Source organism: Burkholderia sp. MSMB1078WGS, assembly GCF_001528895.1.
GTDB lineage: Bacteria > Pseudomonadota > Gammaproteobacteria > Burkholderiales > Burkholderiaceae > Burkholderia.
The window spans coordinates 1-25651 of sequence record NZ_LPDI01000109.1; the positions used below are offsets into that span (position 1 = coordinate 1).

The 25651-nt window shown below is 65.7% G+C and carries 27 protein-coding genes and 1 pseudogene; 20 read left to right on the top strand and 8 right to left on the bottom strand.

All coding sequences use genetic code 11. The features are described 5' to 3' along the window. The coding region (locus WT24_RS35040) for a hypothetical protein (RefSeq protein ID WP_179949407.1) at window positions 1-214 on the top strand (214 nt) is incomplete at its 5' end. 26 nt (window positions 215-240) lie between these two features. Here the strand turns inward: WT24_RS35040 and WT24_RS29080 are convergent. Further along, window positions 241-1131: a LysR family transcriptional regulator gene (locus WT24_RS29080; RefSeq protein WP_060036701.1), complete on the bottom strand. Its 891-nt coding sequence runs from the start codon at window positions 1129-1131 to the stop codon at window positions 241-243. 91 nt (window positions 1132-1222) lie between these two features. On the opposite strand from WT24_RS29080, the gene WT24_RS29085 reads away from it, so the two are divergent. Genes WT24_RS29085 through catC form a run of 3 tightly spaced genes read left to right on the top strand, consistent with a single transcriptional unit; the run spans window position 1223 to window position 3625 of the window. After that, on the top strand, window positions 1223-2356 hold the full coding sequence (locus WT24_RS29085) for a muconate/chloromuconate family cycloisomerase (protein WP_060036703.1): 1134 nt from the start codon (window positions 1223-1225) through the stop codon (window positions 2354-2356). A gap of 32 nt (window positions 2357-2388) precedes the next feature. After that, entirely contained in the window at window positions 2389-3291 is a 903-nt protein-coding gene (gene catA / locus WT24_RS29090; RefSeq protein ID WP_060036705.1) for a catechol 1,2-dioxygenase, read from the top strand. A 43-nt stretch (window positions 3292-3334) separates the two neighbouring features. Then, complete coding sequence (gene catC / locus WT24_RS29095; protein WP_060036707.1) at window positions 3335-3625, top strand: muconolactone Delta-isomerase; 291 nt, start codon at window positions 3335-3337, stop codon at window positions 3623-3625. Window positions 3626-3765: 140 nt separating this feature from the next. On the opposite strand, the gene WT24_RS29100 is transcribed toward catC, so the two are convergent. Continuing rightward, window positions 3766-4545, bottom strand: coding sequence for an NAD(P)H-dependent oxidoreductase (locus WT24_RS29100; protein ID WP_059501327.1), 780 nt, complete (start codon window positions 4543-4545; stop codon window positions 3766-3768). An 86-nt stretch (window positions 4546-4631) separates the two neighbouring features. Here WT24_RS29100 and WT24_RS29105 point away from each other — a divergent pair, with 86 nt between their 5' ends. Both WT24_RS29105 and WT24_RS29110 read left to right on the top strand, forming a co-directional pair. Then, window positions 4632-5525, top strand: coding sequence for a LysR family transcriptional regulator (locus WT24_RS29105; protein WP_059501329.1), 894 nt, complete (start codon window positions 4632-4634; stop codon window positions 5523-5525). A gap of 164 nt (window positions 5526-5689) precedes the next feature. Continuing rightward, window positions 5690-6094 carry a DUF2471 family protein gene (locus tag WT24_RS29110; protein ID WP_034205328.1) on the top strand — a complete coding sequence of 135 codons (405 nt, stop codon included), beginning with the start codon at window positions 5690-5692 and terminating at the stop codon, window positions 6092-6094. Window positions 6095-6286: 192 nt separating this feature from the next. Here the strand turns inward: WT24_RS29110 and WT24_RS29115 are convergent, their stop codons facing one another. After that, window positions 6287-8320: an NADPH-dependent 2,4-dienoyl-CoA reductase gene (locus WT24_RS29115; RefSeq protein WP_060036709.1), complete on the bottom strand. Its 2034-nt coding sequence runs from the start codon at window positions 8318-8320 to the stop codon at window positions 6287-6289. Window positions 8321-8395: 75 nt separating this feature from the next. Between WT24_RS29115 and WT24_RS29120 the strand changes: the two genes are divergently transcribed. The 3 genes from WT24_RS29120 (at window position 8396) to WT24_RS33880 (ending at window position 10701) form a co-directional block, all read left to right on the top strand. Beyond that, the gene (locus tag WT24_RS29120) at window positions 8396-9478 is read left to right on the top strand and encodes an AraC family transcriptional regulator (protein WP_060036711.1); all 1083 of its coding nucleotides are present in this window, start codon (window positions 8396-8398) and stop codon (window positions 9476-9478) included. 81 nt (window positions 9479-9559) lie between these two features. Beyond that, window positions 9560-10105 (top strand): hypothetical protein, encoded by a 546-nt coding sequence (locus WT24_RS29125; protein WP_060036713.1) that lies wholly within the window; start codon window positions 9560-9562, stop codon window positions 10103-10105. Then, on the top strand, window positions 10102-10701 hold the full coding sequence (locus WT24_RS33880; RefSeq protein ID WP_082742319.1) for a hypothetical protein: 600 nt from the start codon (window positions 10102-10104) through the stop codon (window positions 10699-10701). Before WT24_RS29125 ends, WT24_RS33880 begins: the two co-directional genes overlap by 4 nt. A gap of 20 nt (window positions 10702-10721) precedes the next feature. On the opposite strand, the gene WT24_RS29135 is transcribed toward WT24_RS33880, so the two are convergent. From WT24_RS29135 to WT24_RS29145, 3 genes are all read right to left on the bottom strand, one after another. Continuing rightward, window positions 10722-11171 (bottom strand): aconitase X swivel domain-containing protein, encoded by a 450-nt coding sequence (locus WT24_RS29135; RefSeq protein ID WP_060036715.1) that lies wholly within the window; start codon window positions 11169-11171, stop codon window positions 10722-10724. Next, the gene (locus WT24_RS29140) at window positions 11164-12411 is read right to left on the bottom strand and encodes an aconitase X (RefSeq protein WP_060036717.1); all 1248 of its coding nucleotides are present in this window, start codon (window positions 12409-12411) and stop codon (window positions 11164-11166) included. The genes WT24_RS29135 and WT24_RS29140 overlap by 8 nt, the downstream gene beginning before the upstream one ends. Window positions 12412-12610: 199 nt before the next feature. Beyond that, window positions 12611-13039 carry a MarR family winged helix-turn-helix transcriptional regulator gene (locus tag WT24_RS29145; RefSeq protein WP_060036719.1) on the bottom strand — a complete coding sequence of 143 codons (429 nt, stop codon included), beginning with the start codon at window positions 13037-13039 and terminating at the stop codon, window positions 12611-12613. A gap of 92 nt (window positions 13040-13131) precedes the next feature. On the opposite strand from WT24_RS29145, the gene WT24_RS29150 reads away from it, so the two are divergent. The 7 genes and pseudogenes from WT24_RS29150 (at window position 13132) to WT24_RS29185 (ending at window position 19883) form a co-directional block, all read left to right on the top strand. Continuing rightward, window positions 13132-14052, top strand: coding sequence for a LysR family transcriptional regulator (locus WT24_RS29150; protein ID WP_060036721.1), 921 nt, complete (start codon window positions 13132-13134; stop codon window positions 14050-14052). Window positions 14053-14159: 107 nt separating this feature from the next. Further along, window positions 14160-14591 carry a MarR family winged helix-turn-helix transcriptional regulator gene (locus WT24_RS29155; RefSeq protein WP_060036723.1) on the top strand — a complete coding sequence of 144 codons (432 nt, stop codon included), beginning with the start codon at window positions 14160-14162 and terminating at the stop codon, window positions 14589-14591. 64 nt (window positions 14592-14655) lie between these two features. Further along, the gene (locus tag WT24_RS29160) at window positions 14656-15750 is read left to right on the top strand and encodes an HlyD family secretion protein (protein WP_060036725.1); all 1095 of its coding nucleotides are present in this window, start codon (window positions 14656-14658) and stop codon (window positions 15748-15750) included. Window positions 15751-15763: 13 nt separating this feature from the next. Further along, window positions 15764-17338: a DHA2 family efflux MFS transporter permease subunit gene (locus tag WT24_RS29165; protein ID WP_060036727.1), complete on the top strand. Its 1575-nt coding sequence runs from the start codon at window positions 15764-15766 to the stop codon at window positions 17336-17338. Between the two features lie 15 nt (window positions 17339-17353). Next, window positions 17354-18796, top strand: coding sequence for an efflux transporter outer membrane subunit (locus WT24_RS29170; RefSeq protein ID WP_060036729.1), 1443 nt, complete (start codon window positions 17354-17356; stop codon window positions 18794-18796). A 313-nt stretch (window positions 18797-19109) separates the two neighbouring features. Further along, window positions 19110-19508: pseudogene (locus WT24_RS29180) on the top strand (STM2901 family protein); the annotation flags it as partial. Window positions 19509-19511: 3 nt separating this feature from the next. Then, window positions 19512-19883 (top strand): DUF1493 family protein, encoded by a 372-nt coding sequence (locus WT24_RS29185; RefSeq protein ID WP_059501353.1) that lies wholly within the window; start codon window positions 19512-19514, stop codon window positions 19881-19883. A 320-nt stretch (window positions 19884-20203) separates the two neighbouring features. Here the strand turns inward: WT24_RS29185 and WT24_RS29190 are convergent, their stop codons facing one another. After that, the gene (locus WT24_RS29190) at window positions 20204-20614 is read right to left on the bottom strand and encodes a TIGR02594 family protein (protein WP_059501399.1); all 411 of its coding nucleotides are present in this window, start codon (window positions 20612-20614) and stop codon (window positions 20204-20206) included. Window positions 20615-20811: 197 nt separating this feature from the next. On the opposite strand from WT24_RS29190, the gene WT24_RS29195 reads away from it, so the two are divergent. The 3 genes from WT24_RS29195 (at window position 20812) to WT24_RS29205 (ending at window position 24425) form a co-directional block, all read left to right on the top strand. Then, window positions 20812-21723 carry a LysR substrate-binding domain-containing protein gene (locus WT24_RS29195; RefSeq protein ID WP_060036733.1) on the top strand — a complete coding sequence of 304 codons (912 nt, stop codon included), beginning with the start codon at window positions 20812-20814 and terminating at the stop codon, window positions 21721-21723. A gap of 130 nt (window positions 21724-21853) precedes the next feature. Beyond that, window positions 21854-23170 (top strand): MFS transporter, encoded by a 1317-nt coding sequence (locus WT24_RS29200; protein WP_060036734.1) that lies wholly within the window; start codon window positions 21854-21856, stop codon window positions 23168-23170. A gap of 13 nt (window positions 23171-23183) precedes the next feature. Continuing rightward, a complete protein-coding gene (locus tag WT24_RS29205; RefSeq protein WP_060036736.1) occupies window positions 23184-24425 on the top strand; it encodes an amidohydrolase family protein in 1242 nt (413 codons plus the stop codon). 202 nt (window positions 24426-24627) lie between these two features. Here WT24_RS29205 and WT24_RS29210 read toward each other — a convergent pair whose 3' ends face one another. After that, window positions 24628-24924, bottom strand: a complete 297-nt coding sequence (locus WT24_RS29210; protein WP_060036737.1) for a hypothetical protein — start codon at window positions 24922-24924, stop codon at window positions 24628-24630. 359 nt (window positions 24925-25283) lie between these two features. Between WT24_RS29210 and WT24_RS29215 the strand changes: the two genes are divergently transcribed. After that, window positions 25284-25651 (top strand): transposase (locus WT24_RS29215; RefSeq protein WP_179949304.1); only part of this gene is annotated, 368 nt, incomplete at its 3' end.

The window sequence follows — 25651 nt, forward strand, 5'->3', positions numbered from 1 at the left end:
CTTCCCGACCTTCCCGACCTTCCCGACCTTCCCGACCTTCCCGACCTTCCCGACCTTCCCGACCTTCCCGACCTTCCCGACCTTCCAGACCTTCCAGACCTTCCGATCTGCCTGCCGCCTCGCCCGCGGTAGCCGCATGCCGATGCCCACCGACATCGCCCCGCAACGGACCTCGCACATGCGTCCGCTCGCCGCCGCCGGGCCGGGCCGTTAGTTGCAGTCGGGAGGCGGTCGGCTTCGCTATGCGGCCGGCACGATCATCTCCCGCGCAATCGCGCAGAACGCCGCCGTGGCGGCGCTTTCGCCGTGCAGCCGGCGGCTCATGATGATCGGCGACGTCGCGCCCGGCTCCGGCAGCCGCCGATAGACGACGCCCTTCACGCGCACGCCCTCCACGCTCTCCGGCACCAGCGACACGCCCACCTGGGCGGCGACGAGCCCGAGCGCCGTCTGCAGTTCGCGCACCTCGTGCACGGCCGCCGGCACGACCGCCCCGTCGCGCAGCGCCGACAACTGCTGATCGGCGAAGCTCGGCCGCGGCGTGCTCGGATAGACGATCATCGTCTCGTTCGCGAGATCCGCGAGCGTCAGCGGCCGGGCCGGATCGGCGAGCCGATGCCCGACCGGCAGCGCCGCGATCAGCTTCTCCTCGATCAGCGCCTCGCGCACCAGTTGGTCGTCGTCGAAGCGCAAGCGGCCGAACCCCACGTCGATCCGCCCGCCCTTCAGCGCGCCCAGTTGTTCGAGCGTGAACATCTCGATCAGCGACAGCTCGACGTCCGGCTGCGCCTCGCGAAACGCACGGATCACGTCCGGCAGCGCGCCGTACAGCGTCGACGGCACGAAACCGATCACGATCCGCTCCGACAGTTGCGCGAGCCGCCGCGTCAGCGGCCCGAACTCGTCGGCCTGGTCGACCAGACGTTTCGCCTGGGCATAGAACACGCGCCCGGCATCGGTCAGTTTCAGCGGCCGCGCGCCGCGCTCGAACAGCGGCAACCCGATCTCGTCCTCGATCGCCTGGAGCTGGCGGCTCAGCGGCGGCTGCGTCATGTGCAGCCGCTCCGCGGCCCGCGTGATGTTCATTTCCTCGGCGACGGCGATGAAGTAACGGAGCTGACGCAATTCCATTTCATGCCTCAAAGGTATGGAAGTAGTCGGAAAGAGTGTTGGACGACGCGGGGCGGGAATTCCTACCATGTGCACCAACAGGAGGAATCGCATGATAGCAACCGCCGCCGCCATCGAGCGCATCGAGACGTTGCTGGTCGATGTGCCGACGATCAGGCCCCACAAATTGTCGGTCGCCACGATGAATTGCCAGACGCTCGTATTGGTCCGAATTCGATGCACGGACGGTATCGAAGGCGTCGGCGAGGCGACGACCATCGGCGGCCTCGCCTATGGCGAGGAAAGCCCCGAAAGCATCAAGGTCAACCTCGACACCTATTTCGCGCCGCTGCTGCAAGGCATGGACGCGACGCGCCCCGGCGCCGCAATGGCGCGGGTGCGCAAGCTGTTCCAGGGCAACCGCTTCGCGAAGTGCGCGATCGAGACCGCGCTGTTCGACGCGCAGGCGCAGCGTCTGGGCGTGCCGCTGTCCGAGCTGTTCGGCGGGCGGCGGACCGATGCCGTCGATGTCGCATGGACGCTCGCGAGCGGCGACACGCAGCGCGACATCGCGGAAGCCGAAGCGATGCTCGAAGCCCGCCGCCATCGTGCGTTCAAGCTGAAGATTGGCGCGAACGCGGTCGCCGACGACGTGGCGCACGTCGTCGCGATCAAGCGCGCGCTCGGCGAGCGCGGCGACGTGCGGGTCGACGTGAACCAGGCCTGGAGCGAAACCGAGGCGATCTGGGCCGGCGCGCGGCTCGCCGACGCCGGCGTGAGCCTCGTCGAGCAGCCGATCGCCGCGACCAACCGTGCGGGGCTGAAACGCCTCACGCAGCTCGCGCAGGTGCCGATCATGGCCGACGAGGCGCTGCACGGCCCCGTCGACGCGTTCGCGCTCGCGCAGGATCGCGCGGCCGACGTGTTCGCGGTGAAGATCGCGCAATCGGGCGGCCTGCAGGGCGCGGCGAGCGTCGCGTCGATCGCCGCGGCGGCCGGCATCGAACTGTACGGCGGCACGATGCTCGAAGGCGCGGCCGGCACGATGGCGTCCGCGCAACTGTTCAGCACGTTCGACTCGCTGAAATGGGGCACCGAACTGTTCGGCCCGCTGCTGCTCACCGAGGAGATCCTCGTCGAGCCGCTGCGCTACCAGGACTTCAAGCTGCATCTGCCGGCAGCGCCCGGCCTCGGCCTCACCTTCGACTGGGCCCGCATCGAACGGATGCGGCGCGACGCCCGCTGATCCCCACACGACAACCGAAACCGGAGACACAGATGAACAAGCAAGCCATCGACGCACTGCTGAAGACCTTCGACGACGCCGCCGAGAAGCCCGGCAACCCGCGCGTGCGCGCGATCGTCAACCGGATCGTGAAGGACATCTGCTACACGATCGAGGACTTCGACGTGCAGCCGAGCGAATTCTGGACGGCCCTGAACTTCCTGAACGAAGCCGGCCGTGAATTCGGGCTGATCGCCGCGGGCCTCGGCCTCGAACGCTTCCTCGACGTGCGGATGGACGAAGCCGAGGAAAAGGCCGGCATCCACGGCGGCACGCCGCGCACGATCGAAGGGCCGCTGTATGTCGCCGGCGCGCCGGAATCGGTCGGCCATGCACGGCTCGACGACGGCACCGATCCGGGCCAGACGCTGATCATGCGCGGCCGGGTGCTCGGCCAGGACGGCGCGCCGCTCGCGAACGCGCTGGTCGAGGTGTGGCATGCGAACCACCTGGGCAATTACTCGTACTTCGACCCGTCGCAGCCCGCGTTCAATCTGCGCCGCTCGATCCGCACCGATGCCGAAGGCCGTTACAGCTTCCGCAGCGTGCTGCCGGTCGGCTACAGCGTGCCGCCGGGCAGCAAGACCGAGCAACTGCTCGACCAGCTCGGCCGCCACGGCCATCGTCCGGCGCACATCCATTTCTTCGTTTCCGCGGACGGGTATCGTAAGCTGACGACGCAGATCAACATCGATGGCGATCCGCATCTGTGGGACGACTTCGCGTTCGCGACGCGCGACGGGCTGATCCCGCCGGTCAGGCAGGCGGAGGGCGCGGAAGGCAAGCCGTACGGCGTCGACGGGCAGTTCGCGCTGATCGACTTCGATTTCTCGCTGCTCAAGGACAAGCAGGACGTGCCGGGGAGCGAAGTCGATCGGCCCCGCGCGCAGGCGTGAGCGCCCGTCCCGTTCGACGAATCGACAACGCAAGGAGTGCAGGATGCTGTTTCATGTGGAAATGACCGTTCGCCTGCCGGCGGACATGGATCCGGTCAAGGCGGCGACGCTGAAGGCGGAAGAAAAGGCGATGTGCCAGCGGTTGATGAACGAAGGCGTGTGGCGGCATCTGTGGCGGATCGCCGGGCAGTATGCGAACGTCAGTATCTTCGACATCGACAGCGTGCAGCAACTGCACGACGTGCTGAGTCAGTTGCCGCTGTTTCCGTATATGGAGATGGAGGTGCGGGCGCTGTGCCGGCATCCTTCGTCGGTGCGGGAAGACGATCGGTAAGCAACGATGCAGCGCGACCGTGACCGACGGCCGCGAGATGCACGCCCCGGGCGGCCGGCGATGTCACGCAGGCCGCCCGGGGCGTTTTGCATTCGGCGACGGTGACCCGCATCGCCGCGCGTCGACGTGCGCAGCTCCTGTCACGCGGCCAGATGCGCGGCGAACCCCACCGTCCCCGGCGCGATCTCCTCCTTCAACGTCAGCGCCGGAATCTCGTAGTCGCCCGCGTTCTGGCGGCGGAACGGAATCGGCGGCGTGGTCCACAGATCGTCGAGACGCTGGCCGAGCGCCGTACACGTTTCGTCGAAGCGCGCGGCGTTCATCTTGCCCGTCCGATAGATCACGAACGGCGGCAGCACGTCGAACCCCGGGTAATACAGCACGCCGTGCTGGATCGGGAACAGCAAGTCGTCGATCGGCCCGTTGATGCCGCGCGGGCTGTAGTGCGGCTCCCATCCGCCCGTCGTGACGACGATCATCGCCCGCTTGCCGGCCAGCGAGCCTTCGCCGTAGCGATCGCCCCAGTGCGTATCGGAATGCTCGCCGACGCCGTACGCAAAACCGTACGCATACACGCGCTCGAACCAGCCCTTCATGATCGCCGGCATCGAGAACCACCACAGCGGAAACTGCAGGATCACCGCGTCGGCCCACTTCAGCTTGTCCTGCTCCCGCGCGATATCTTCGCTTTGCGTACCTGCCGCGAACGCGCGCTTCGAATCGAGCGACGGATCGAACCGCGCGTCATGCGTGCGATCGGTCACGTCATTCGCATCGAGTACCGCCTTCCAGTTCATCGCATACAGGTCGCTCACCTGCACCGCGTGACCGGCCGCTTCGAGATGGCCGACGGCGAAGTCGCGCAGCGCGCCGTTCAGCGACCGCGGTTCGGGATGGGCATACACGATCAGCACATTCATGCTCGTCACTCCGTGGATTGAATGACTGCAGGATGCCGCCTTCGAAGGTATATTTGAAATGAATTTCGGATATTCCAGCTATAGCCATGAATAATCTCAGAAGGCTCGACCTGAACCTGCTCGTCACGCTGGACGTGCTGCTCGCCGAGCACAACGTCACGCGCGCGGCCGAGCGGCTGAACATGTCACAGCCGTCGGTCAGCGTGCAGCTGCAGAAACTGCGCGATGTGTTCGGCGATCCGCTGCTGCTGCCGGGGCCGCGCGGGATGCGGCCGACCGCACGCGCGGAAGCGCTGCGCGAGCCGTTGCGCGACGCGCTCGAAGCGGTCGAGCGCACGGTGCTCCCGGCCGCGCCGTTCGATCCCGCGACCGCGACGAACACGTGGCGCGTGGCCGCGACCGACTACGGCGAATCGACGATCGTGCTGCCCGCGCTGCACACGCTGCGGTCGACCGCGCCCGGCACGCGGCTGGCCGTCATCGAGCTCGTACCGCCGCGCATCGAGCAGGATGCCGAACGAAACGGTGTCGACCTCGCGTTCCATACGACCGAAGGGTCGCCGCCCGGCATGCGGCGCCTGCCGCTGTTCGTCGAGCGCTACGTGCTGATCGGCCGTGCCGGCCACCCGAAGCTGAAGCGGCGCCCCACGCTCGCGCAGTTCGGCACGCTCGAGCACGTGATCGTGTCGCCCGACGGCGGCGGCTTTTTCGGCGTGACCGACGAAGCGCTCGCGAAAGTCGGCGCCGCACGGCGCGTCGTGCTGTCGGTACCGCACTTCCTGTTCGTGATGTCGGCCGTCGCGAGCACCGACCTCGTCGCGATGCTGCCCGAGCGGCTGGTGCGCGGCGTGCCCGCGCTGCGCGTGGTGGACGCACCGGTCGAGGTGCCCGGCTATGAAATGTCGATGCTGTGGCACGAGCGCATGCATCGCGATCCGGCGCATCGATGGCTGCGGGAAACGATCGCGGCGGCGGTGTAGATCGTTCGCCCGATCGACGCGATTCGCCGCGTCGATCGCCGACGCACGGAATCCTGCATTCGGGACTTGAAACCGCATCGAACACTGTATATATTTACAGTGCTTTTGCACCATTTGACCCGAATTCCGTCATCCACAGACGAACGGACTTTTGTGAGGCGACCATGTTCCAGGCTTCCGCATTCGATCCCGAGCAACCCGGCTTCAATCCCGTCCACTTCGAGCGCGCCGCGCAGCGAGCGGTCGTCGATCTGCAGCGTGTCGTCGGCGGCCCCGCGCAGCGGGCGCTCGGCCTGCGCCGCCGCACCCACCCGGCGGCCGTGCGCACGATGAGCTGGCAGGCGCTGCTGAACGTCGAAGAGCTGGCGTTCTCGAATCCCGGTTTCCTGAACCGCAACGATCCGGCCGTCGTCGACGCGTTCATCCGGCTGCGCGACAGCCGGCTGGTCGCCGCGGACGTCGAGGAGCCGGTCGACTGGCGCCGCGACGACGACGATCTGCCGGCCGTCTATCTGATCGTCAAGGCGATGCTCGAAGCGGAAGAGGAAGAGCGGGCCGAAGCGGCCTGAGCCGCGCCGGCGATCGCGGCCACCGTCGGCCGAGTTCGCGTCGCCGCCTTGCGCGGCCGTGCGGTCGGCACTGCGGCTCGCCGCAGTTCCGCACCGGCGAATCGGCGCATCGGGCGGCAAGCCGCGAACCGTCGCGCAGGCTGATCGTCGCCATGCGACGTACGCCGGAGCGGCCGTCGCAATGGCAACCCGTTACAGCCGCGCCGCCAGCCGCGCGCCCTGATCGATCGCGCGCTTCGCGTCGAGTTCGGCCGCCAGTTCCGCGCCGCCGATCAGGTGCACCGAGCGCCCGGCGGCCTGCAACGGCGCGAGCAACGCACGTTGCGGCTCCTGCCCCGTGCAGAGCACGATCGTGTCGGCTTCGATCAGTTCGTGATCGGTGCGCTGCTCGCCGTACGACACATGCAGCCCGCGCGCATCGATCAGCTCGTAGTTCACGCCGCCGATCATCTTCACCTGCTTCATCTTCAGCGTCGCACGGTGAATCCAGCCGGTCGTCTTGCCGAGCCCCTTGCCGAGCGGGGCGGCCTTGCGCTGCAGCAGCGTCACTTCACGCGCCGGCGCCGACGCCTGTGCCCGCGTCACGCCGCCGCGCGTCGCGGCCGGGTCGGTCACGCCCCACTCCGCTTTCCATTCGTCGAGATCGAGCGTCGGCGACTCGCCGCCCTGCACCAGATATTCGGCGACATCGAAACCGATCCCGCCCGCGCCCACCACCGCGACCCGCCGGCCCACCGGCTGCCTGCCCGCGAGCACGTCGATATAGCTGAGCACGTTCGGCCCGTCCTGCCCCGGAATCTTCGGGTCGCGCGGCGCGACGCCGGTCGCCAGCACGATCTCGTCGTAGCCGCCCGCGATCAGGTCACTCGCGTCGACGCGGCGGTTCAGGTGCAGCTTCACGCCGGTCAGTTCGACCTGCCGGCCGAAGTAGCGCAGCGCTTCATGAAACTCTTCCTTGCCCGGAATCCGCTTCGCCATGTTGAACTGGCCGCCGATCTCGGCCGCGCCGTCGAACAGGTCGACCCGATGGCCGCGCTGCGCGAGCACCGTCGAGCAGGCGAGCCCGGCCGGCCCCGCGCCGACCACCGCGATCCGCTTCGGCTGCGGCGCGGGCGTGTATTTCAGTTCGGTCTCGTGGCACGCGCGCGGGTTCAGCAGGCACGATGCGATCTGGTTCTTGAACGCGTGATCGAGGCATGCCTGATTGCAGCCGATGCAGGTATTGATCTCGTCGGCACGGCCCTGCGCGGCCTTGACGACGAACTCGGCATCCGCAAGCAGCGGGCGCGCCATCGACACCATGTCCGCGCAGCCGTCCGCGAGAATCTGCTCGGCCACTTCGGGCCGGTTGATCCGGTTGGTCGTCACGAGCGGAATGCCGACCTCGCCCTTCATCTTCTTCGTCACCCATGCGAACGCGCCGCGCGGCACCGACGTCGCGATCGTCGGCACGCGCGCCTCGTGCCAGCCGATCCCCGTGTTGATGATGGTCGCGCCCGCGCGCTCGACCGCCTTCGCGAGCTGCACGGTTTCGCTCCAGTCGCTGCCGTCCGGAATCAGGTCGAGCATCGACAGCCGGTAGATCAGGATGAAATCGCGGCCGACCGCTTCGCGCGTGCGCTCGACGATCTCGATCGGCAAGCGCATGCGGTTCTCGTACGAACCGCCCCACCGGTCGGTGCGCTTGTTCGTGTGCATCGAGATGAACTGGTTGATCAGGTAGCCCTCGGAGCCCATGATCTCGACGCCGTCGTAACCGGCTTCGCGTGCCAGCGTCGCGCAGCGCACGAACGCGCGGATCTGCCGCTCGACGCCGCGCGCGCTCAGCTCGTGCGGCGCGAACGGCGAGATCGGCGATTTGATCTTCGACGGTGCGACCGCGAACGGGTGATAACCGTAGCGACCCGTATGCAGGATCTGCAGCGCGATCTTGCCGTCCTCCGCATGCACGGCGCCGGTGATCTCGCGATGCCGGCGCGCGGCGGCCGACGTCGTCAGCATGCCGCCGAACGGCTTGGTCCAGCCGGCCACGTTCGGCGCGAAGCCGCCCGTCACGATCAGGCCGACTCCGCCGCGCGCACGCTCGGCGAAATATTCGGCGAGGCGCGGCAGCGTCTTGCGGCTGTCCTCGAGGCCCGTATGCATCGAGCCCATCAGCACGCGATTCTTCAGCGTCGTGAAGCCGAGATCGAGCGGTGCGAGCAGGTGGGGAAAGGGAGTCGTCATGATGATCCGGCCAATAAGCGATGCCTGCCATCGTAGGCGCGCGCCGTCTTGAACGTGAGGGGCCAAACAGCCATAATGCTTGTCATTTCCGGCCAAATCGACATGACTTCCCCGTCTCGCAAGGATCGCCTCGGGCTGCGCCGGCCGACGATTCCGGTCGCCTATACGCGCCTGCTGCTGCAAGCGCTGGCCGCACGCGGCGTCGACCTGGCCGCCGTGCGTGCGGGCACGGGCCTGCGCGACGCGGTGCTGGCCGAACCGGACGCACGCGTCGCGCCGTCGCAATGGGGGCGGCTCGTACTCAACGCGATCGAAATCGGCGGCGATCCGGGTATCGGGCTCGCATTCGGGCTGCTGCTGAAGCCGACCGTGCACGGCTTTCTCGGCTACGCGACGCTGACCGCGCGGGACATCCGCGAAGCGCTGTCGGTCACGCAGCGCTACTTCCGGATGCGCAATCGCCAATACCGGCTGACCTATGCGGAAGACGAACGCGGCGCGACGCTCGAACTGCACGGCGTGCAGGCGAACCCCGTGCTGCAGCACCACGTGATGTTCGAATTCGTGCTCACGGGGCTCGCGCAGAATATCTCGCAGTGGTCGGGGCGCGCGTCACCGCCGATCCGGCTGCAATTCGCGTGGCCGGAGCCCGCATATTTCGCGCGCTATCGCGATACGCTGCCGCCGGTGGCATTCGGCTGCGCGGCCAATGCGCTGTGGATCGCACGCGACGCGCTCGACTGGCCGCTGCCGCTCGCCGATGAAGTCGCGCACCGGCAGGCGCTCGTGCAGGTCGAGCGAGAGTATGCGCAGGTGCGGCAGGAGGAAGGCGATCTGGTCGGGCGCGCGCGGGCGGAACTGGCGCGCGCGGCCGGCGATTATCCGGGGCCGGACACGCTCGCCGACGCGCTGCTCGTGTCGACGCGCACGCTGCGGCGCCGGCTCGAGGAAGCCGGATCGAGCTATCGGCAATTGCTCGACGAAGCACGGTTTCGCGACGCCAAGCAGTTGCTCGCCGCGTCGGATCTCGACCTGAAGACGATCGCCGAACGGCTGCAATTCACCGACCCGGCGAATTTCACGCGCGCGTTCCGGCGTTGGGCCGGGCAGACGCCGAGCGCGTATCGGGAGGCGGCGGGGAATTCTGCACTCGAATGACGCGGGGATGCCGTCGGCGCGAGATGCATGCCCACAGTTTCATCGGTATGATCAATGCCATACCGGTGCCCCGCCTGGCCTATGCGCAATCACACCACCCTGATCGAGTCGACGATCGACCGCATCGATACGAATCTCATCCGTATCGAAGCCGACATCAAGAATGTGCCGCTTTACCGCCTTACGATACAGGACGCCTGCTACTTCATCGCCGCTAGTGACGTCGATGCGGAAGCATTCAAGCGGATCGATCAATTGAAGCCCGGCATGGCGGTGCGCGCATGCGTTTTCGAGGATCGCGGCCGTCGCGCAATCGCGTGGATCAGGAGCAGTGACGTGGCGATCGCGCCTTACGACGCGCTTGCGCAAAAGCGGCGCGACGTGTCGCTGCTCACGTGGACGTCGTGCATGTTCGTGCTGGGCCTCGTGATCGGCGCAGCCGCATTCAGCGCGAACAGGGCGCTCATCGGGGCGCTGGCCCTGTTCGTGAGCATTGTCAGCGTATTGGGCGGCTTGCTGGCGCTCGCCGGCCTGTCCGACCTGATCTTCAGGCCTCAGCGGCGCGAAGCACAGCAAAAGTGGCAATACGAACCCACGGGTTTCACGGTGGAACGGAGCAGCACATGACCGATCGTTCGTTGCGAATCGCATCCGGTTGCGTGACATCGGTCGGCCAGAAAACAACCAGTACGAAAGTCTGGAGCAACAACCTCGGCTGGACCACGCAAGGCATCGAGGAGATCTCGCTGCAACTCGACGCATGCGACGCGCCGCTCGTGCTCAGAACGAGCGGCGCACGGCGCCTGTTCGTCGTCGCGGGCGACCGGCTGGATGTCGCCTATGTCGAAGATCGGGATCGACTGGCCGTCTACGGCATCCGCAATACGACCGACGGCTCGATCTATCTCGTTCGCCCCGCGAAAGTCGCCGCCGCTCGAACCGACATGTTCGTGACGCTGTTCATTTTCGTTGCCGTGATGCTCGCCTCCGGCATCATGTCCGCGGTAGCACGCACAAACGGGATAGTCGATGCGATCGCGTGGTTCGGCGCAGGTACGATCGGCTTGTTCGTGTTGAGCACGATTCTGCGTACCGTGTTCGGCCTGATCGCGTGGCCCGAAATCCGGCGGCTCGCGCAGCCCGGCGGCAAGCGCGAGATGAATGCCGCGAAGCGCGCGCTGTCTCTTGCGAACACGGAGGCGCGGAACATACGTTTCCTCTGACGCGACGTGCGCGCAGCGCGTCAGCGGCCGATATGAATCCGCGCGCCGCCGTCCCCCTCGCCCGCTTCGATCCGCACGTCGCCCGTAGCGGCGGCGATCGCGTCGTACGCATCGTCGCTCACGCACACCACCGGCACCGCGATCGCATACAGCTCGGCGGCCACGATCGCGCCGATCGAGATGATCAGGTCGCACTCCTTCAGCACGATCGCAACCGGCCCCGTGCCGTTGCGCACCGCTTCCGCGAGCACGCTGCTGCTCGAACTCGAGCCCTTCGCGTGCGGCATCACCATCACCTTGCCCGCCACGCTCGCGCCGGCCTGCGGATGCCCGCGATCGACGATCCTGCCCGCGCCCGAGTCGTAGCCGCCCCAGAAGCTCAGCGGCTTGTCGAGAACGAACGGGCGCGCACACGCGCTGCCCGGCACGAGCGTGTCGCCCGTCAAGAATTGTCCCGTCGCTTCAGTCATCGAATCGCACCTTGCCTTCGTATGCGGACCGCACGCATTCGCGCATGCTGCCGTACGCAACCGTCACGCCGATGTTCGCGGGCGCATACGACGCCCATTTCCCCGAGTTGGTCATCACCAGCCCCGACAACTGCTTCATCACCGGCGTGATGTACGTGCAGGTATCGACAACGATCTGGACGCCGCGCGCGGCAAATTTCTCCGCGAGACCGGCTTGCTCCAGCTCCCACAAAATGAAGCGGCTCGTGTTCACGTAGAAATCGCAGGCCGGCTGGCCGTCGAACGCGTCGAGCAATGTGTCGAGCGTGCGGAATTCGGCCAGCGAAAAATGCGGCGTACCGAGCGCGACCGCGACGAGCGCGTCGCCGGCCGCGCCGTGATTCAGCGTGCGGCGAATCTCGTCGAGATCGGCCATCGTGATGTCGATCGTGCGTTGCGCCGCCTGCCCGTGCAACGCGGCATCGAGCGTCGGCGCCTCGGGCGTCACGCCGACCGCATGGAACAGCGCGACGGCACCGCTCGACGCGGCGGCCGCGCCGAGCGCCTTGAGCTCGTCCTCGGTGGTGTCCGCCGGCAGCCCGACGATCGCCGGCACGACGGCGCCCGCGAACTTGCCGACCGCCAAACCGAGCGCGGCGAAATAGATGTCGCGCGACGGCAGGCGGCTGAAGTCCGGCGCATTGAACACGATCCGCGCGGCGCGATTCGCGTCGACATGCAGCCCCGCATACGGCGCACGCCCGGTGATCGCGGCGGCCAGGTCGAGAAAATCGCCGTAGCGGCTCGTGCGCGCGCCGAGCACCGAGTTCGCGAACACGATCGCATTCGATTCGGCCCACGCGATCTGCTCGCCCATCGCGGGGCGATTCTTCAGTTGATACGGCGCACACGTGAAGCTCGATTCGCAGCCGAGCAGCACATGCGCGTCCATCAGGCGCTGCGCATCGCGCTGGATCGTGCGGTCGCCGTGGTACAGCTCGGGATGGATCAGGTCGAGCGACCCGACGTTCAGCGTGGTCGGCACCGCGACCTTCGCGCCCGTCTCGACGAAATAGTCGACGAAGTCGAGGCTCGCCTGGCCGTGATACAGACAGCCGTCGATGTGGGCGGATGTAATGTCGATCAGGTGCGGCGCGGACATCACGTGCGCCGTACGCGCAACGATTCGCATCGCGCGGGCGACGCCGTCGCCGAAATCCCCGCGCAACATCGCGTCGTCGCGGTCACTCAACTGCAGCATCGATTGCTCCTCTGACTCGTGCCGGCGGCGCCGGCCCTGAAATCGGTCAGAGGACTCTACAACTGGAAACAAAAACTGTCCAGATCACTCGAAAACCGGGCACCATTAAAACCAATCTTCACAACCCAAACGCTTCCGCGTCGTACCAATGGCTCGGTTTTCGCACCAGTCGATCGCCACAGCGAGCCGCCAGCCGCGCCTAACGTTCCGCCGTCAGGCTGAACAACTCGTTGCGCAACGCCTTCGCGCGATCGCGGCCGAACTGCGCGTCGAATTCGTCCTGAGCGGCCTGCCACGCGATTTTCGCTCGTGCGAACGTGCGCTCGCCGAGCTTCGTGAGATGGAGCGCATGAGCACGCGCATCGTGCTCGGACGCAGCCGTCGCGACGAAGCCGTCGCGTTGCAACGGCTTCAGCGCACGCAGCAAGGTCGTGCGGTCCATCACGAGCGTATCGGCGAGTTCGCTCATCACCAGGCCGGGCCGGTGCGTGAGGTTCGCCATGATCGAGAACTGCGCGGGCGTGACGCCAATCGGGGCCAGATGGCGCTCGTACAGTTGCGTGACGAAGCGCGCCGCCTGGCGCAGCGCGAGGCAGTTGCAGGTCTGAGCAATCGAGGTGTCGTTCATGTTTCGCAATCTATATGTGCATATGCATAAAGTCAATGTACACTCCGTCGTAACACTGGCCGGCGGCCGGCCATCGCGTCAAGGAGACGGACATGGACTACATCGACAAGCTGCGGATCTTCCGGTCGGTGGTGGAAATGCGCAGCTTCACGCGCGCCGCGGACATGCACGGCCTTGCGCGGCCGGTCGTGTCGCGCGCGGTCGCGGATCTGGAGGCGCGCTTCGGCAGCCGGCTGCTGCACCGGACCACGCGCCAGGTGTCGCTGACCGAAACGGCCGAGCGGATCTACGAGCGTTGCGCGGCCGTACTCGACGAGCTCGATGCCCTCGAAGCGCAAGCGCAGACGCACACGCGCGAGCCCGAGGGGCTGCTGCGCCTCGTCGCGCATACGACGGCCGCGCTGAACCGCCTCGTGCCGCTGATCGCCGGCTTCAAGACCGCGCATCCGAACGTGCGCCTCGACGTCACGCTGACCGAGCGCCCGGTCGATCTGGTCGGCGAAGGCTACGACATCGGCATCGTCGTGCCGTACATGCTGACGAGCGAATCGACCGTCGTGCGGCTGATCGAGCGCATTCCGGTCGTGATCGTCGCGACGCCTGCGTATCTGCACGCGAATGCGCGCCCCGAGACGCCGGCCGACCTCGCCCTTCATCCGTTCGTGCCGATCTCGCCGTCGCTGCGCCGCCCCGCGCTGTCGTTCCGCGTCGACGGCGACACGCTCACCGTGCCGTTCCGTTTCGACATCTCGTCGAACAGCCCCGTGTTCAACCGCGAAATGGTGATGCACGACTTCGGCATCGGCATCGTCCCGAAAACGCTCGTCGAGGCCGAACTCGCATCGGGCGCGCTCGTGCAGTTGCTGGAAGGCGCCGATCTCGTCGATGCGTTCGTCGACATCAAGCTCGCCTACGCGAATCGCGCGCTGCTGCCCGCGAAGGTGAAAGCGTTCATCGACTACACGGCAGCGTATTGCGACCGCGAAGGCTGGAGCGTGCCCGCGGCGGCATGACCCGGCGCGCGAACGCGCGTTGCCGGCGCCGATTGGTACAGCCACGACACCAATCTGATCCCGCCGCGCCGCTCGCTTCGAACCGCGCCGCCACCTAACATGTGCACATGCACAAGACCACGCTCACCGACGACGATTGCTTCGCAGTCCGGCAAGCCGCCCGGCGGATCTCGCAGTTCTACGAGCGTTACCTGTCGCGGGCGGGCGTCACGCCGTCGCAGTACAGCATCCTCGCGCTGCTGCGCGACCGGCCCGGCCTGACGATGGCGACGTTGTCGAATGTGCTGGTGATCGAACGCACCGCGCTGCTGCGCGCGCTCAAGCCGCTCGTCGGCGCGGCGCTGGTGACGGGGCGCATCGAGCCGCCCTGCCGTGGCCAGACGTTCGCGCTGACCGCGAACGGCGAAACGAAGGTCGCCGATGCGCACGTGCACTGGCTCGCCGCACAGGAAGCGTTCGAGCGGTGCTTCGGGCCGACGCAGGCGGCCCGCCTGAGAGACGAATTGTTCCGGATCACGCACAACCTGCCGGAACGCTGACCCCTTCCCCGATCGACGCCGTACCGTCGGCCGTTTTGAACAGTGCATATACATAGGTGAATCGATGGATACGACCCAAGCCGCTGCCTCGTCGCGCGAAGCAGCCACAACCGAGCGGCCCGCGAAGCAGCAACGACGCGTGCCGTGGATGCGCATCGCGGTGGGCGCCGCCGTCGTCGTGGTCGCGGCCGCCGTGCTCGACTGGCTGTTCGTGCTGCGCTTTCAGGAAAGCACCGACGACGCGTATGTCGGCGGCGACGTGACGGTGCTCGCGCCGAAGGTCAACGGCTTCGTCGACAGGATTCTCGTGACCGACAACCAGCGCGTGAAGGCCGGCGACGTGCTCGTGCAACTCGATGCACGCGACTACGACGCGAAGCTCGCGCAGGCCGGCGCCGAAGTCGACAGCGCGCGCGCCGCCGTGACCGAACTCGAGGCGAAGCAGCAACTGCAATACGCGGTGATCGGCCAGCACGCGGCGGACAAGAACGCGTCGTCGGCCGAACTGACGCGCGCCGCGTCGGACCGCGTGCGCTATCGCGAACTCGTGAAGTCGGACGCCGTATCGAACCAGATCGTCGAACGCGCGGATGCCGATTACTCGAAGGCCGGCGCGGCCGTCGAGCGCAGCGACGCCGCGCTGCTCGCCTCGAAGCGGCAGCTCGACGTGCTCGGCGCGCAACTCGCCGATGCGCGCGCCCGCGTGAACACCGCGCTCGCCGCGCAGCGCGTCGCGGCGCTCAACGTCGAATACACGACGATCCGCTCGCCGGTCGACGGCTACGTCGGCAACCGCACGGGCCGCGTCGGGATGCTCGCGAACGTCGGCGTGCCGCTGTTGATCGTCGTGCCCGCGTCCGGCCTGTGGATCGACGCGAACTTCAAGGAAGACCAGTTGCGCAAGATGCGCGCGGGCGATCGCGTCGACGTCGCGCTCGATGCGTCGAGCACGCGCCTGCACGGCCGCGTCGACAGCCTGGCGCCCGCGACCGGCGCGACCTTCAGCGTACTGCCGCCCGAGAACGCGACCGGCAACTTCACGAAGATCGTCCAGCGCGTGCCCGTCCGCGTGCATCTCGATCCGCAGCCCGGCATCGAGCAAGTGCTGCGTCCCGGCCTGTCCGCGGTCGTGACCGTGCATACCGACCACAAGCACTGAGCGGGAGCCGACGATGACCACCGCGTTTTCCGGCGACCCCGCGTCGCAACCGACGAAGCAGCGCGTGTTCGCGTTCGCGTTGATGTGCGTCGGCTTCTTCATGGCGACCCTCGACATCCAGATCGTCGCGTCGTCGCTGCGCGACATCGGCGGCGGGCTGTCCGCGAGCCAGGACGAATTGTCGTGGGTGCAGACCGCGTACCTGATCGCCGAGATCATCGTGATCCCGATGTCGGGCTGGCTGTCGAAGGTGATGTCGACGCGCTGGCTGTTCGTTGCATCGGCCGTCGGTTTCACGATCACCAGCATGCTGTGCGGGCTCGCGTGGGACATCGACTCGATGATCCTGTTCCGCGGGATGCAGGGCGCGCTCGGCGCCGCGATGATCCCGACCGTGTTCACCACCGCGTTCGTGCTGTTCCCCGGCAAGCAGCGACTGATCGCGTCGACAACCATCGGCGCGCTCGCATCGCTCGCGCCGGCGATCGGCCCGGTGATCGGCGGCTGGATCACCGACCAATGGTCGTGGCACTGGCTGTTCTACCTGAACCTCGTGCCGGGCATCGCGGTGGCCGCGCTCGTACCGCGCTACGTGCATATCGACGAGCCCGACCTCAGCCTGATCAAGCGCGGCGACTATCTCGGCATCGCGCTGATGTCCGGCTTCCTCGGCTGCCTCGAATACGTGCTCGAGGAAGGCCCGCGCAAGAACTGGTTCGGCGACGACGCAATCGTCATCTGCGCGTGGATCTCCGGCATCTGCGGCTTCCTGTTCATCGTGCACGCACTGACCGCCGACGATCCGATCGTCGACCTGCGCGCGCTCGCCGTGCGCAACTTCGGGATCGGCAGCCTGCTGTCGTTCGTGACCGGCATCGGGATCTTCGTGACCGTGTTCCTGACGCCGCTGTTCCTCGCGCAGGTGCGTGCGTTCAGCTCGCTGCAGATCGGCATCGCGCTGCTGTCGGTCGGCGCGTTCCAGTTGATCGCGCTGTGCGCGTATGCGTTCGCCGCGCGCTACTTCAGCATGCGTGCGCTGCTCGTGTTCGGGTTGATCTGCTTCGGCCTCGGCTGCTACCTGTACACGCCGATCACGCACGACTGGGGCTGGCGGGAATTGCTGCTGCCGCAGGCGCTGCGCGGCATCGGCCAGCAGTTCAGCGTGCCGCCGATCGTGACGATGGCGCTCGGCTCGCTGCCGCAGTCGCGGCTGAAATCGGCGAGCGGGTTGTTCAACCTGATGCGTAACCTCGGCGGTGCGATCGGCATCGCGGTGAGCGCGACGATGCTCAACGACCGGCTGAATTTTCATTACCTGCGGCTGAACGAGCACGTGAGCGCCGGCGAACAGCAGGTCGCATCGCTGCTCGATCGCCAGGCCGCGTACTGGGGATCGGTGGCCGGCAATACGTTGAATACCGCACAGGCCGGCCTCGCGAACCTGCATCGGCTGATCTATCGCGAAGCACTGACGCTCACCTATGCGGATGCGTACTACGCACTGTCGCTGTGCTTCGTCGTCGCGCTGCTTGCCGTCGTGTTTTCCAAACCCATTACGTTGAATGCGCCACCGCCGGACGCGCACTGAGGCCAAAGGATCATCATGAAGAAGCTACTCGTCGCGCTGGCCGTCAGCGCATTCGCCGCAGGGTGTGCGGTGCAGCCCGCGCAACATCCGGCGTTGAACGAATCGGTTCGGACGCTCGCGCCCACCGCATGGGATACCGACGTGCCGCGCGCGGACATCGACGCCGCCGCTTGGTGGGCGCAATTCCACGACCCCGTGCTCGACCGGTTGATCGCCACCGTGCTCGACGGCAATCTCGATCTGCAAGCCGCCGCCGAACGCGTGAAGCAGGCGCAGGCGCTGACCGTTCAGAAGCGCGCGGCGCTGCTGCCCGAACTCGACGCGACCGCCCATGCGGCCGACGCGCGGCAGAACACGCCGCCGCCGCTCGGCTATGTGCGGCAGGCGGGTGCGGGGCTCGCGCTGAGCTGGTCGCCCGACGTGTTCGGCGGCGAACGGCTCGATTTGCTGGCCGCTCGAGCGGAGCTGGTCGGGCAGAAGCATGCAGAAGATGCGATGCGGCTCGCGCTCGCGGCCGATGCGGCATCCGCGTATGTCGATCTGCGCTGGGCGCAGCAGGAATTGAAGATCCTGCAGGACAACGCGAGGATTCGGCAGCATGCGCTCGAACTCACGCGCAAGCGACAGGCGTTCGGACTGTCGACGGAACTCGACGTGACCCGTGCGCAGAACCAGCTCGATGCGCTCGAAGCCAGGATTCCGCCGACGCAGGCGCAGATATCGCATCAGCTCAATCTGATCGCCGTGTATTCGGGGCGGACGCCGGAATCGGTCGATCGGCTCGTGCTGGCGCAGGCCGGGGAGATTCCGGCGCCACCGGTCGGTGTGCCGGGGACGTTGCCGTCGCAAGCGTTGTTGCGGCGGCCCGATGTGCTGACTGCCTACGCTCAAGTCGAGCGGCGTGCGGCACAAGTGGGCGTGGCGAAGGCCGAACGCTATCCGAAGTTTTCGTTGAACCTGACGGACGGCATTCTGGCGGCTTCGTATCTCGGGTTGCCGACGTTGACCGATAACCTCTTCAGCGCGGCGCTGAGTGCGACGAGCCCGATCTTCAACGCGGGACGGATTACCGCCGATATCTCGCAGAGCGAAAGCCGGATGCGTGAGTCCGAACTCGGGTTACGGCAGACGATGCTGCAAGCGTTGCGGGAAGTCGAGGATGCGCGCGCGAATCTCGTCAGTTCCGATGAGGCGACGCGGAGGCTGGGTAGCGCATTGGCGGCTTCCGATAAAGCGCTTGGGTTGGCGAATCAGCTTTACAAGGGCGGCGCGACCGATTTTCTCGATGTGCTGTCGGCGCAGGAGGTCTATCTAAGGGATTCGGATTCGCTCAATCAGGTCAAGCGCGAGCATGCGCTCGCGGCGGTGGCGTTGTATCGGTCGCTTGGGGGTGGGTGGAGCAGGAATGAGGGGGCGGGTGGGACGGAGGTGGAAACTCAGGCTGTGGCGAAAAACTAGGAGGAGTCGCGATGCGGCGCCGACTTCAATACTTGCCGGCGCCCACTATTCAGTCGCACGATCCGAGACATTGGACCGTCGTCAACGCAATCGAGTAAGCCACGGTCACCGCAATATCCAGCCCCACGATAACGGCGACGATACGCGTGATGAGCATGTGCCAGAATCGGATCGCAACGAACATACCTGCCGGGCTGTTCCAGGCGATACGGTAAAGTATCGCCTTCGCGAGGGGCATACGCTGAGAGAGCAGCGCCCTTGCTCGATCAGGAAAAATTAAATGAGTGAAAACCGCTACACCTAGGGCACTTGACAGAATCTACGACCCGTCGACGTCTTTGCCCTGGTGGCGTTCGATGAGACGCGCAAGCAACTGGGTTTGGACGATCTGGCAGCCGCGTCGGCAATGCTGCTTGGTCAGGCTGACGTCCCTGTCCCCGGCAAATTCTCAGGGGCTACGCCAGGCACCTCCGTCGCCTCACTTGCTGCCCGCAAGCTGTTCCCGCAGACGCTACCGTTTCGCCTGCCGATGATCATGGGCGTTGGATTGTCCGGTGTTCGAATCGCCTTCACTCACCGCCTCGGCGCATGGGTCGGCCGGACGATTCCGGTCGTAGGCGAGGTGTTTCTGGCTCGCGATGCCTTTCTGATCATGCGCAACACCGTGACGACCTACAACCGACTCGTGAAACCCGAAGATCGAGTGCTCTGAGCCATGAAAGACGACACCTGGGAACGTTTCGAAGCCTTCGCCCGTAAGGAGCTTGGCCGGCCGCTGTTCGGCGGCAAGCTGAACCTTCAGCCGCAATCACGGCTTGAGGAGGATCTCGGCGTCACCGGCCTCGACGGGATCGAATTTATCGACAAGTGGGCCGAGACATTCAACGTGGACGCCAAAGGGTTCCCGTACCGGCGATACTTCGGCCCTGAAGGTCAGGAACTGCTGTCGTCACTCATTGGGCTATTCGTGAAGCGGCTCCGACCGCCAAAGCGCTACCCGCTGACGCTTGGCATGCTGGCCGAGGCGACGCGACGCGGGAAGTGGGACACGGATGCGATCGAGGCCACTGCAAGAGAGGGATCGTAATTGGCCAGGCCGGTCAGCTGTCCTGACCGGCCTTCCATTGGCGGAAATATCACTACACCACGTGAGATTTTCACACTACCCATTTATCTCGCCTGAGCCTGTACATTCGTCGCACCCGGCTTCAACAGGAGCCTGTATTGCGCATCAGCGTAGAGACGAAGATTGCCGGTCTGCGCTGCGGGTTCCTTGGGGGTACGGAAATCGGCGACTGCGGGTTAGCGCGCCGACAGGCTCCAGGTGGGCCAATGCGGCACGCTCGACAGATTAGCAGCGGCGGGAAAGGTGTCGTTGGGTGTTTTGTGCGCGCCGTCGCTGCGCGATCATTCAGTGGCCGGCCAACGGTACCCGATTACTTCATGCAACGGGTACGCAAGCTCGCGAACCTCTTCCAATTGATTGCCGCCGAACAGATGCACGTGTTCGGCGTCGTGACGCAGGTAGAAACCGACGTGCCCTTTCCAGCTCGCCGGATCATCGCGCGTCAGGATCGCGATGCAGCCGTAGACCGGGCGCTCCAGCGGTTTGCCCCATTCGAGCCACGAGCGCGCCAACGCCGAGCCTGTACCGCGGAATCCGGCGTGCACCATGCACCAGTTCACGAACGACGAGCACCAGGAGATTTTGTCGTCGTAGCCGACCAGGTTCGTCTGGTTGTTGTACTCGACGATGCGCGGGTTGATGCTGCCCGGCGGATGGCGGCGGATGCCGAGTTCGGCCAGCGCGACGGGCATCCAGGGCGGGTGGGCGGCGGCGGCTTTCACTTTGCTCTCAGGGTTCGATAGGGTCACGTCATTCTCGGGCACGTGTCGGTGTCGTTTCACGCAATCTTCGCACGAATAGAACGAATCCACAGCGCCCTTTGCAGGGTGCGATTTTCGTCGAGCGCGCCCGTATCATGTCGGCAGCGCCATCGACTCCGCCAACCGCCATGCGCATCACGCCTCTGCCGCCCCTTCAGTGCCTCATCGCGTTCGAAGCCGCCGTGCGGCACGCGAGTTTCACGAAAGCCGCCGCCGAACTGCACCTGACGCAAAGCGCGATCAGCCGCCAGATCCAGCAGCTCGAGGAATTCCTCGGCCGCTCGCTGTTCGTTCGCGAACACCGTTCGCTGCGGCTGACGATCGCCGGCGAGCAATACGCGGCGCAAGTCCACCATCTGCTCACGCAATGCGCGCAAGCCACGCACGACGTGATGAAACCGTACGGCGATCTCGAACTGACGATCGCATGCTCGTCCGGCGTCGCGCTGCTCTGGCTCACACCGCGGCTGCCGCACTTTCGCGCCACGTATCCCAACATCAAGCTGCGCCTGATCGTGCGCGACGGCCTTGCCTCGATGTCGCCCGCGGAATTCGACGTGGGCGTCTACTACGTGCGCCAGCAGGCGCCGGCCGAATACACCGCACGCCGTCTGTTCGACGAAGAAGTGTTCCCCGTCTGCGCGCCTGGCTATCTGGCCGGCCGCACGCTCGACGCGGCCGATCTCGCGAACGAAACGCTGCTGCGCCTCGAAGACGGCCAGCGCCAATGGATGTCGTGGTCCGAATGGTTCGACTTGAACGACGTCGACCGGCAGAAGGCGCAGCCGCAGGACATCACGATCAATTCCTATCCGCAGATCGTGCAGATGACGATTCTCGGTCAAGGCGTGTCGCTTGGCTGGCGCTACATGATCGACGCCTGTATCGAAGCCGGCCTGCTCGTGCGCGTGACGGACGCGTCCGCGAGCCACGGCGGCGGCTATTACGTGATCTCGCCGAACGACCGCGCGCAGAACCAGGCCGCCCGCCTGTTCACCCGCTGGCTGTTCGAACAGGCGGAGCAGCAGATCGCGTCCTGAATACCGGGCGCGACGCATGCGTGCAGCGCATGCCTGCATGCGAATCTTTCGTTTCAGAAAAAAATCCGGCGTTCCTTAGCATGGGATTCGTGCGGGGCAGCCGTCCCGTCTTCTGACCAAGGAAGAGACCATGCAAGGAACGCTTTCTCCACGCGCCGCGCCTGCCGTCGATGCGGCGGTGCAACAGCGCCGCCGCGCCATCGTCGCGACCGTGATCGGCAACGGCCTCGAATGGTTCGACTTCACCGTCTACAGCTTCTTCGCGGTGATCATCGCGAAGCTGTTCTTCCCGACCGGCAACGAACTGACGTCCGTGCTGCTCACCGTCGCGACCTTCGGCGTGGGCTTCTTCATGCGGCCGGTGGGCGGCATCGTGCTCGGCGTCTATGCCGACAAGGCAGGCCGCAAGGCCGCGCTGTCGCTCACGATCCTGCTGATGGCGGCCGGCACCGCGCTGATCGGGATCGCGCCCACCTACGAACAGGCCGGCATCGCCGCGCCGCTGTTGATCGTCGTCGCACGGCTGCTCCAAGGCTTCTCGGCAGGCGGCGAGATGGGCGGCGCCACCGCGTTCCTCACCGAATATGCGCCGCCGGAGAAACGCGCGTATTACTCGAGCTGGATCCAGTCGAGCATCGGCTTCGCGGTGCTGCTGGGTGCGGCGACCGGCACGTTCGTCACGACCTCGCTCGACACGCAGGCGCTGCATAGCTGGGGCTGGCGGCTGCCGTTCCTGCTCGGGATCATCGTCGGGCCGGTCGGTTACTTCATTCGCAGCCATATCGACGAGACACCCGCGTTCAGCGCCGTCGAATCGCAGGCGAAGGAAAGCTCGCCGCTGAAGGAAGTGCTGCACACGTATCCGCGCGAGACGTTCGCGAGTTTCTCGATGGTCATTCTGTGGACCGTCTGCACCTACGTGCTGCTGTTCTACATGCCGACCTATTCCGTGCGCACGCTGCATCTGCCGCAATCGACCGGCTTCACGGCCGGCATGATCGGCGGGCTGATGATCATGTGCTGCTCGCCGATCGTCGGGCGACTCGCCGACGCATGGGGACGGCGCGTGTTCCTGTCCGGCTCGGCGCTCGCGATCCTCGTGCTGGCGTGGCCGATGTTCTCGTGGATCAACCACGCGCCCGGGTTCACGTCGTTGATCGTGTTCCAGGCCGTGTTCGGCGTGCTGATCGCGGCCTATACGGGGCCGATCCTCGCGGCGTTCGCGGAACTGTTTCCGACCAAGGTGCTGTCGACCGGGTTATCCGTTGCGTACAACTTCGCGGTGACGATCTTCGGCGGGTTCGCGCCGTTCCTGATCACGTGGCTCATCGCGCGCACCGGCAGCAACATGGCGCCCGCGTTCTACGTGATGCTCGCGGCGGCCGTCAGCTTCGTCGGCACGCGCTTCGTGAAGGATGCGAAGCGTGCGGCCGCAACGACTCGATAAGGATTTTTTCTCCATGACCATTACCGTGCTTCAAGGCGGCAACGTGCTCGACCTCGAACGAGGCGTGTTGCTCGAACATCATCATGTCGTGATCGAAGGCGAGCGGATCGTCGAAGTCACCGATCGGCCGGTGGATTTGCCGAACGCGCAGGTGATCGACGTGCGCGGCAAGACCGTGATGCCGGGGTTCATCGATTGCCATGTGCATGTGCTGGCGTCGAATGCGAACCTGGGCGCGAATGCGATGCAGCCGAATATTCTCGCGGCGATTCGGTCGCTGCCGATTCTCGATGCGATGTTGTCGCGGGGGTTTACCAGTGTGCGGGATGCGGGGGGCGCGGATTGGAGCCTGATGCAGGCGGTCGAGACGGGGCTGATTCCGGGGCCGCGGATTTTTCCGTCGGGGAAGGCGTTGTCGCAGACCGGCGGGCATGGGGATTTTCGGCCTCGGGGGGACTTGCTGGAGCCTTGTTCGTGTTGCTTTCGAACGGGGGCGATTGCTCGGGTGGTTGACGGCGTTGAAGGTGTGCGGCTCGCGGTTCGTGAAGAAATTCAAAAAGGCGCGGCGCAGATCAAGATCATGGCTTCTGGTGGCGTGGCTTCGCCGACTGATCCGATTGCGAATACGCAGTATTCGGAGGATGAGATTCGAGCGATCGTCGATGAGGCCGAGGCCGCGAATACTTATGTGATGGCGCATGCGTATACGGGGCGGGCGATTGCACGGGCCGTAAGATGCGGCGTGCGGACGATCGAGCACGGGAATCTCGTGGATGAAGCGGCTGCGGCGCTCATGCATGAGCGGGGGGCGTTCGTGGTGCCGACGTTGGTGACTTATGACGCGCTCGCTAAACATGGGGCTGAGTTTGGGATGCCGGCGGACTCCATCGCGAAGGTGGCTTCCGTGCAGCAGAAAGGACGTGAATCGCTCGAGATCTATGCAAAGGCCGGCGTGAAGATGGGGTTCGGGTCGGACCTGCTCGGCGAGATGCATGCGTTCCAGTCCGGTGAGTTTCGGATTCGGGCGGAGGTGCTTGGGAATCTGGAAGCGCTCAGGTCGGCAACGACGGTGGCGGCGGAGATCATCAATATGACGGGGGAGCTTGGGGTGGTTGCGACGGGGGCGATCGCGGACCTCGTCGTGCTGGATGGGAATCCGCTCGCCGATATCGGGGTCGTGGCTGATGAAAGCGCGCGGGTCGAGTATGTGTTGCAGCGGGGAACGGTTGTGAAGCGGCGGGCTGGCGCGCGGTGATGTGAGGCCGTTCGTTCGGCTATTTCGGCAGGCGCGGTGCGACCTCCCGGGCCTTGCGTCGTGACAGTTGTTGAAAGTCGCTGGACGTGTGAATCGCGGCGTTCGCGGCAATGGCCGGGGCTGTGTCGCCCCGGGGTCAATCGCATTCGAGAAACGCCTGCGTTCCACTCGCTAGAGCCGCGTCAAGCGGCCCTTGCAGGCGTTATAGCGGCTGCGGTACCCAATCAGGATCGTGGTACGGCTGCTCTCGCAGCGCCAACTGGCCGTAGTCCGGTGTGATCGTGATCGTACGGTTGGCATCGCAGACCCTCAGGTACACGCGGTCGCCCGGCTTGAATCCGAAGATCTTGAAATTGATATCGATCGCCTTCATCCACGGCAGGTACGGCCAACCTCGCTTGGGAAGGTCCGGGTAGTTGCGAAGGACCAGCTCAAACGTCTTCTGCATGTTGACGGGTTTGTTCTTTCTATGACGTGGCTTAGTATTGGTGTCAGCCATTTCCGACTCCTGTGGCGAGTTGGTGGTGGTCAGCGGGTCGTATGGGTTGCAGCCCATGCGGCCCGCGCTTCTTTGTTGCCTCGGGTTTCCCCTTCTTTCTCCCCTTCCGCTGCGTCTTGTTGGGCAAGACTTTTCGACCATCGGGGTGGAGGGGACTGCGTCTGCCTTCCGATGGCGAGAAGCATGGCTTCATGACCAGTGTAGTCGGACTGGCATCTCAGAAAAGGGGAATTTAGAGAGATTGGCCGTTAGGTATAGAGCGTGCGGGACACAAGGTAGATATTGCAGGCCAGTCCAACTGACGCTGGGCCTGTCAGGAATTTTGTGTTTAAGGCATAACATGCTCCCAAGGAGAGTTTATGCCTCGCAAACCGAAAGCCCAGCCGGTGGCACTGCCGGCGATTCCGGCCGAGCTGCTCGAACAGTTCGGCAACGGCCCGATGACGGCCGAAGCCATCAATGCCGCGACGCTAGCGCTCAAGAAGGCGCTGATCGAACGGGCACTGGGCGGCGAGATGAATCATCATCTCGGCTACCCTCCCGGTGCTGCCAAGCCGGCCAACGCCACGAATCAGCGCAACGGCAAAGGGGCCAAGACGGTTCTGACCGAAGACGGTCCGATCCGTATCGAGGTGCCGCGCGACCGCGATGGCAGCTTCGAACCCATCCTGATTCCCAAGCACGAACGGCGCTTCACGGGCTTCGACGACAAGATCGTCGCCATGTA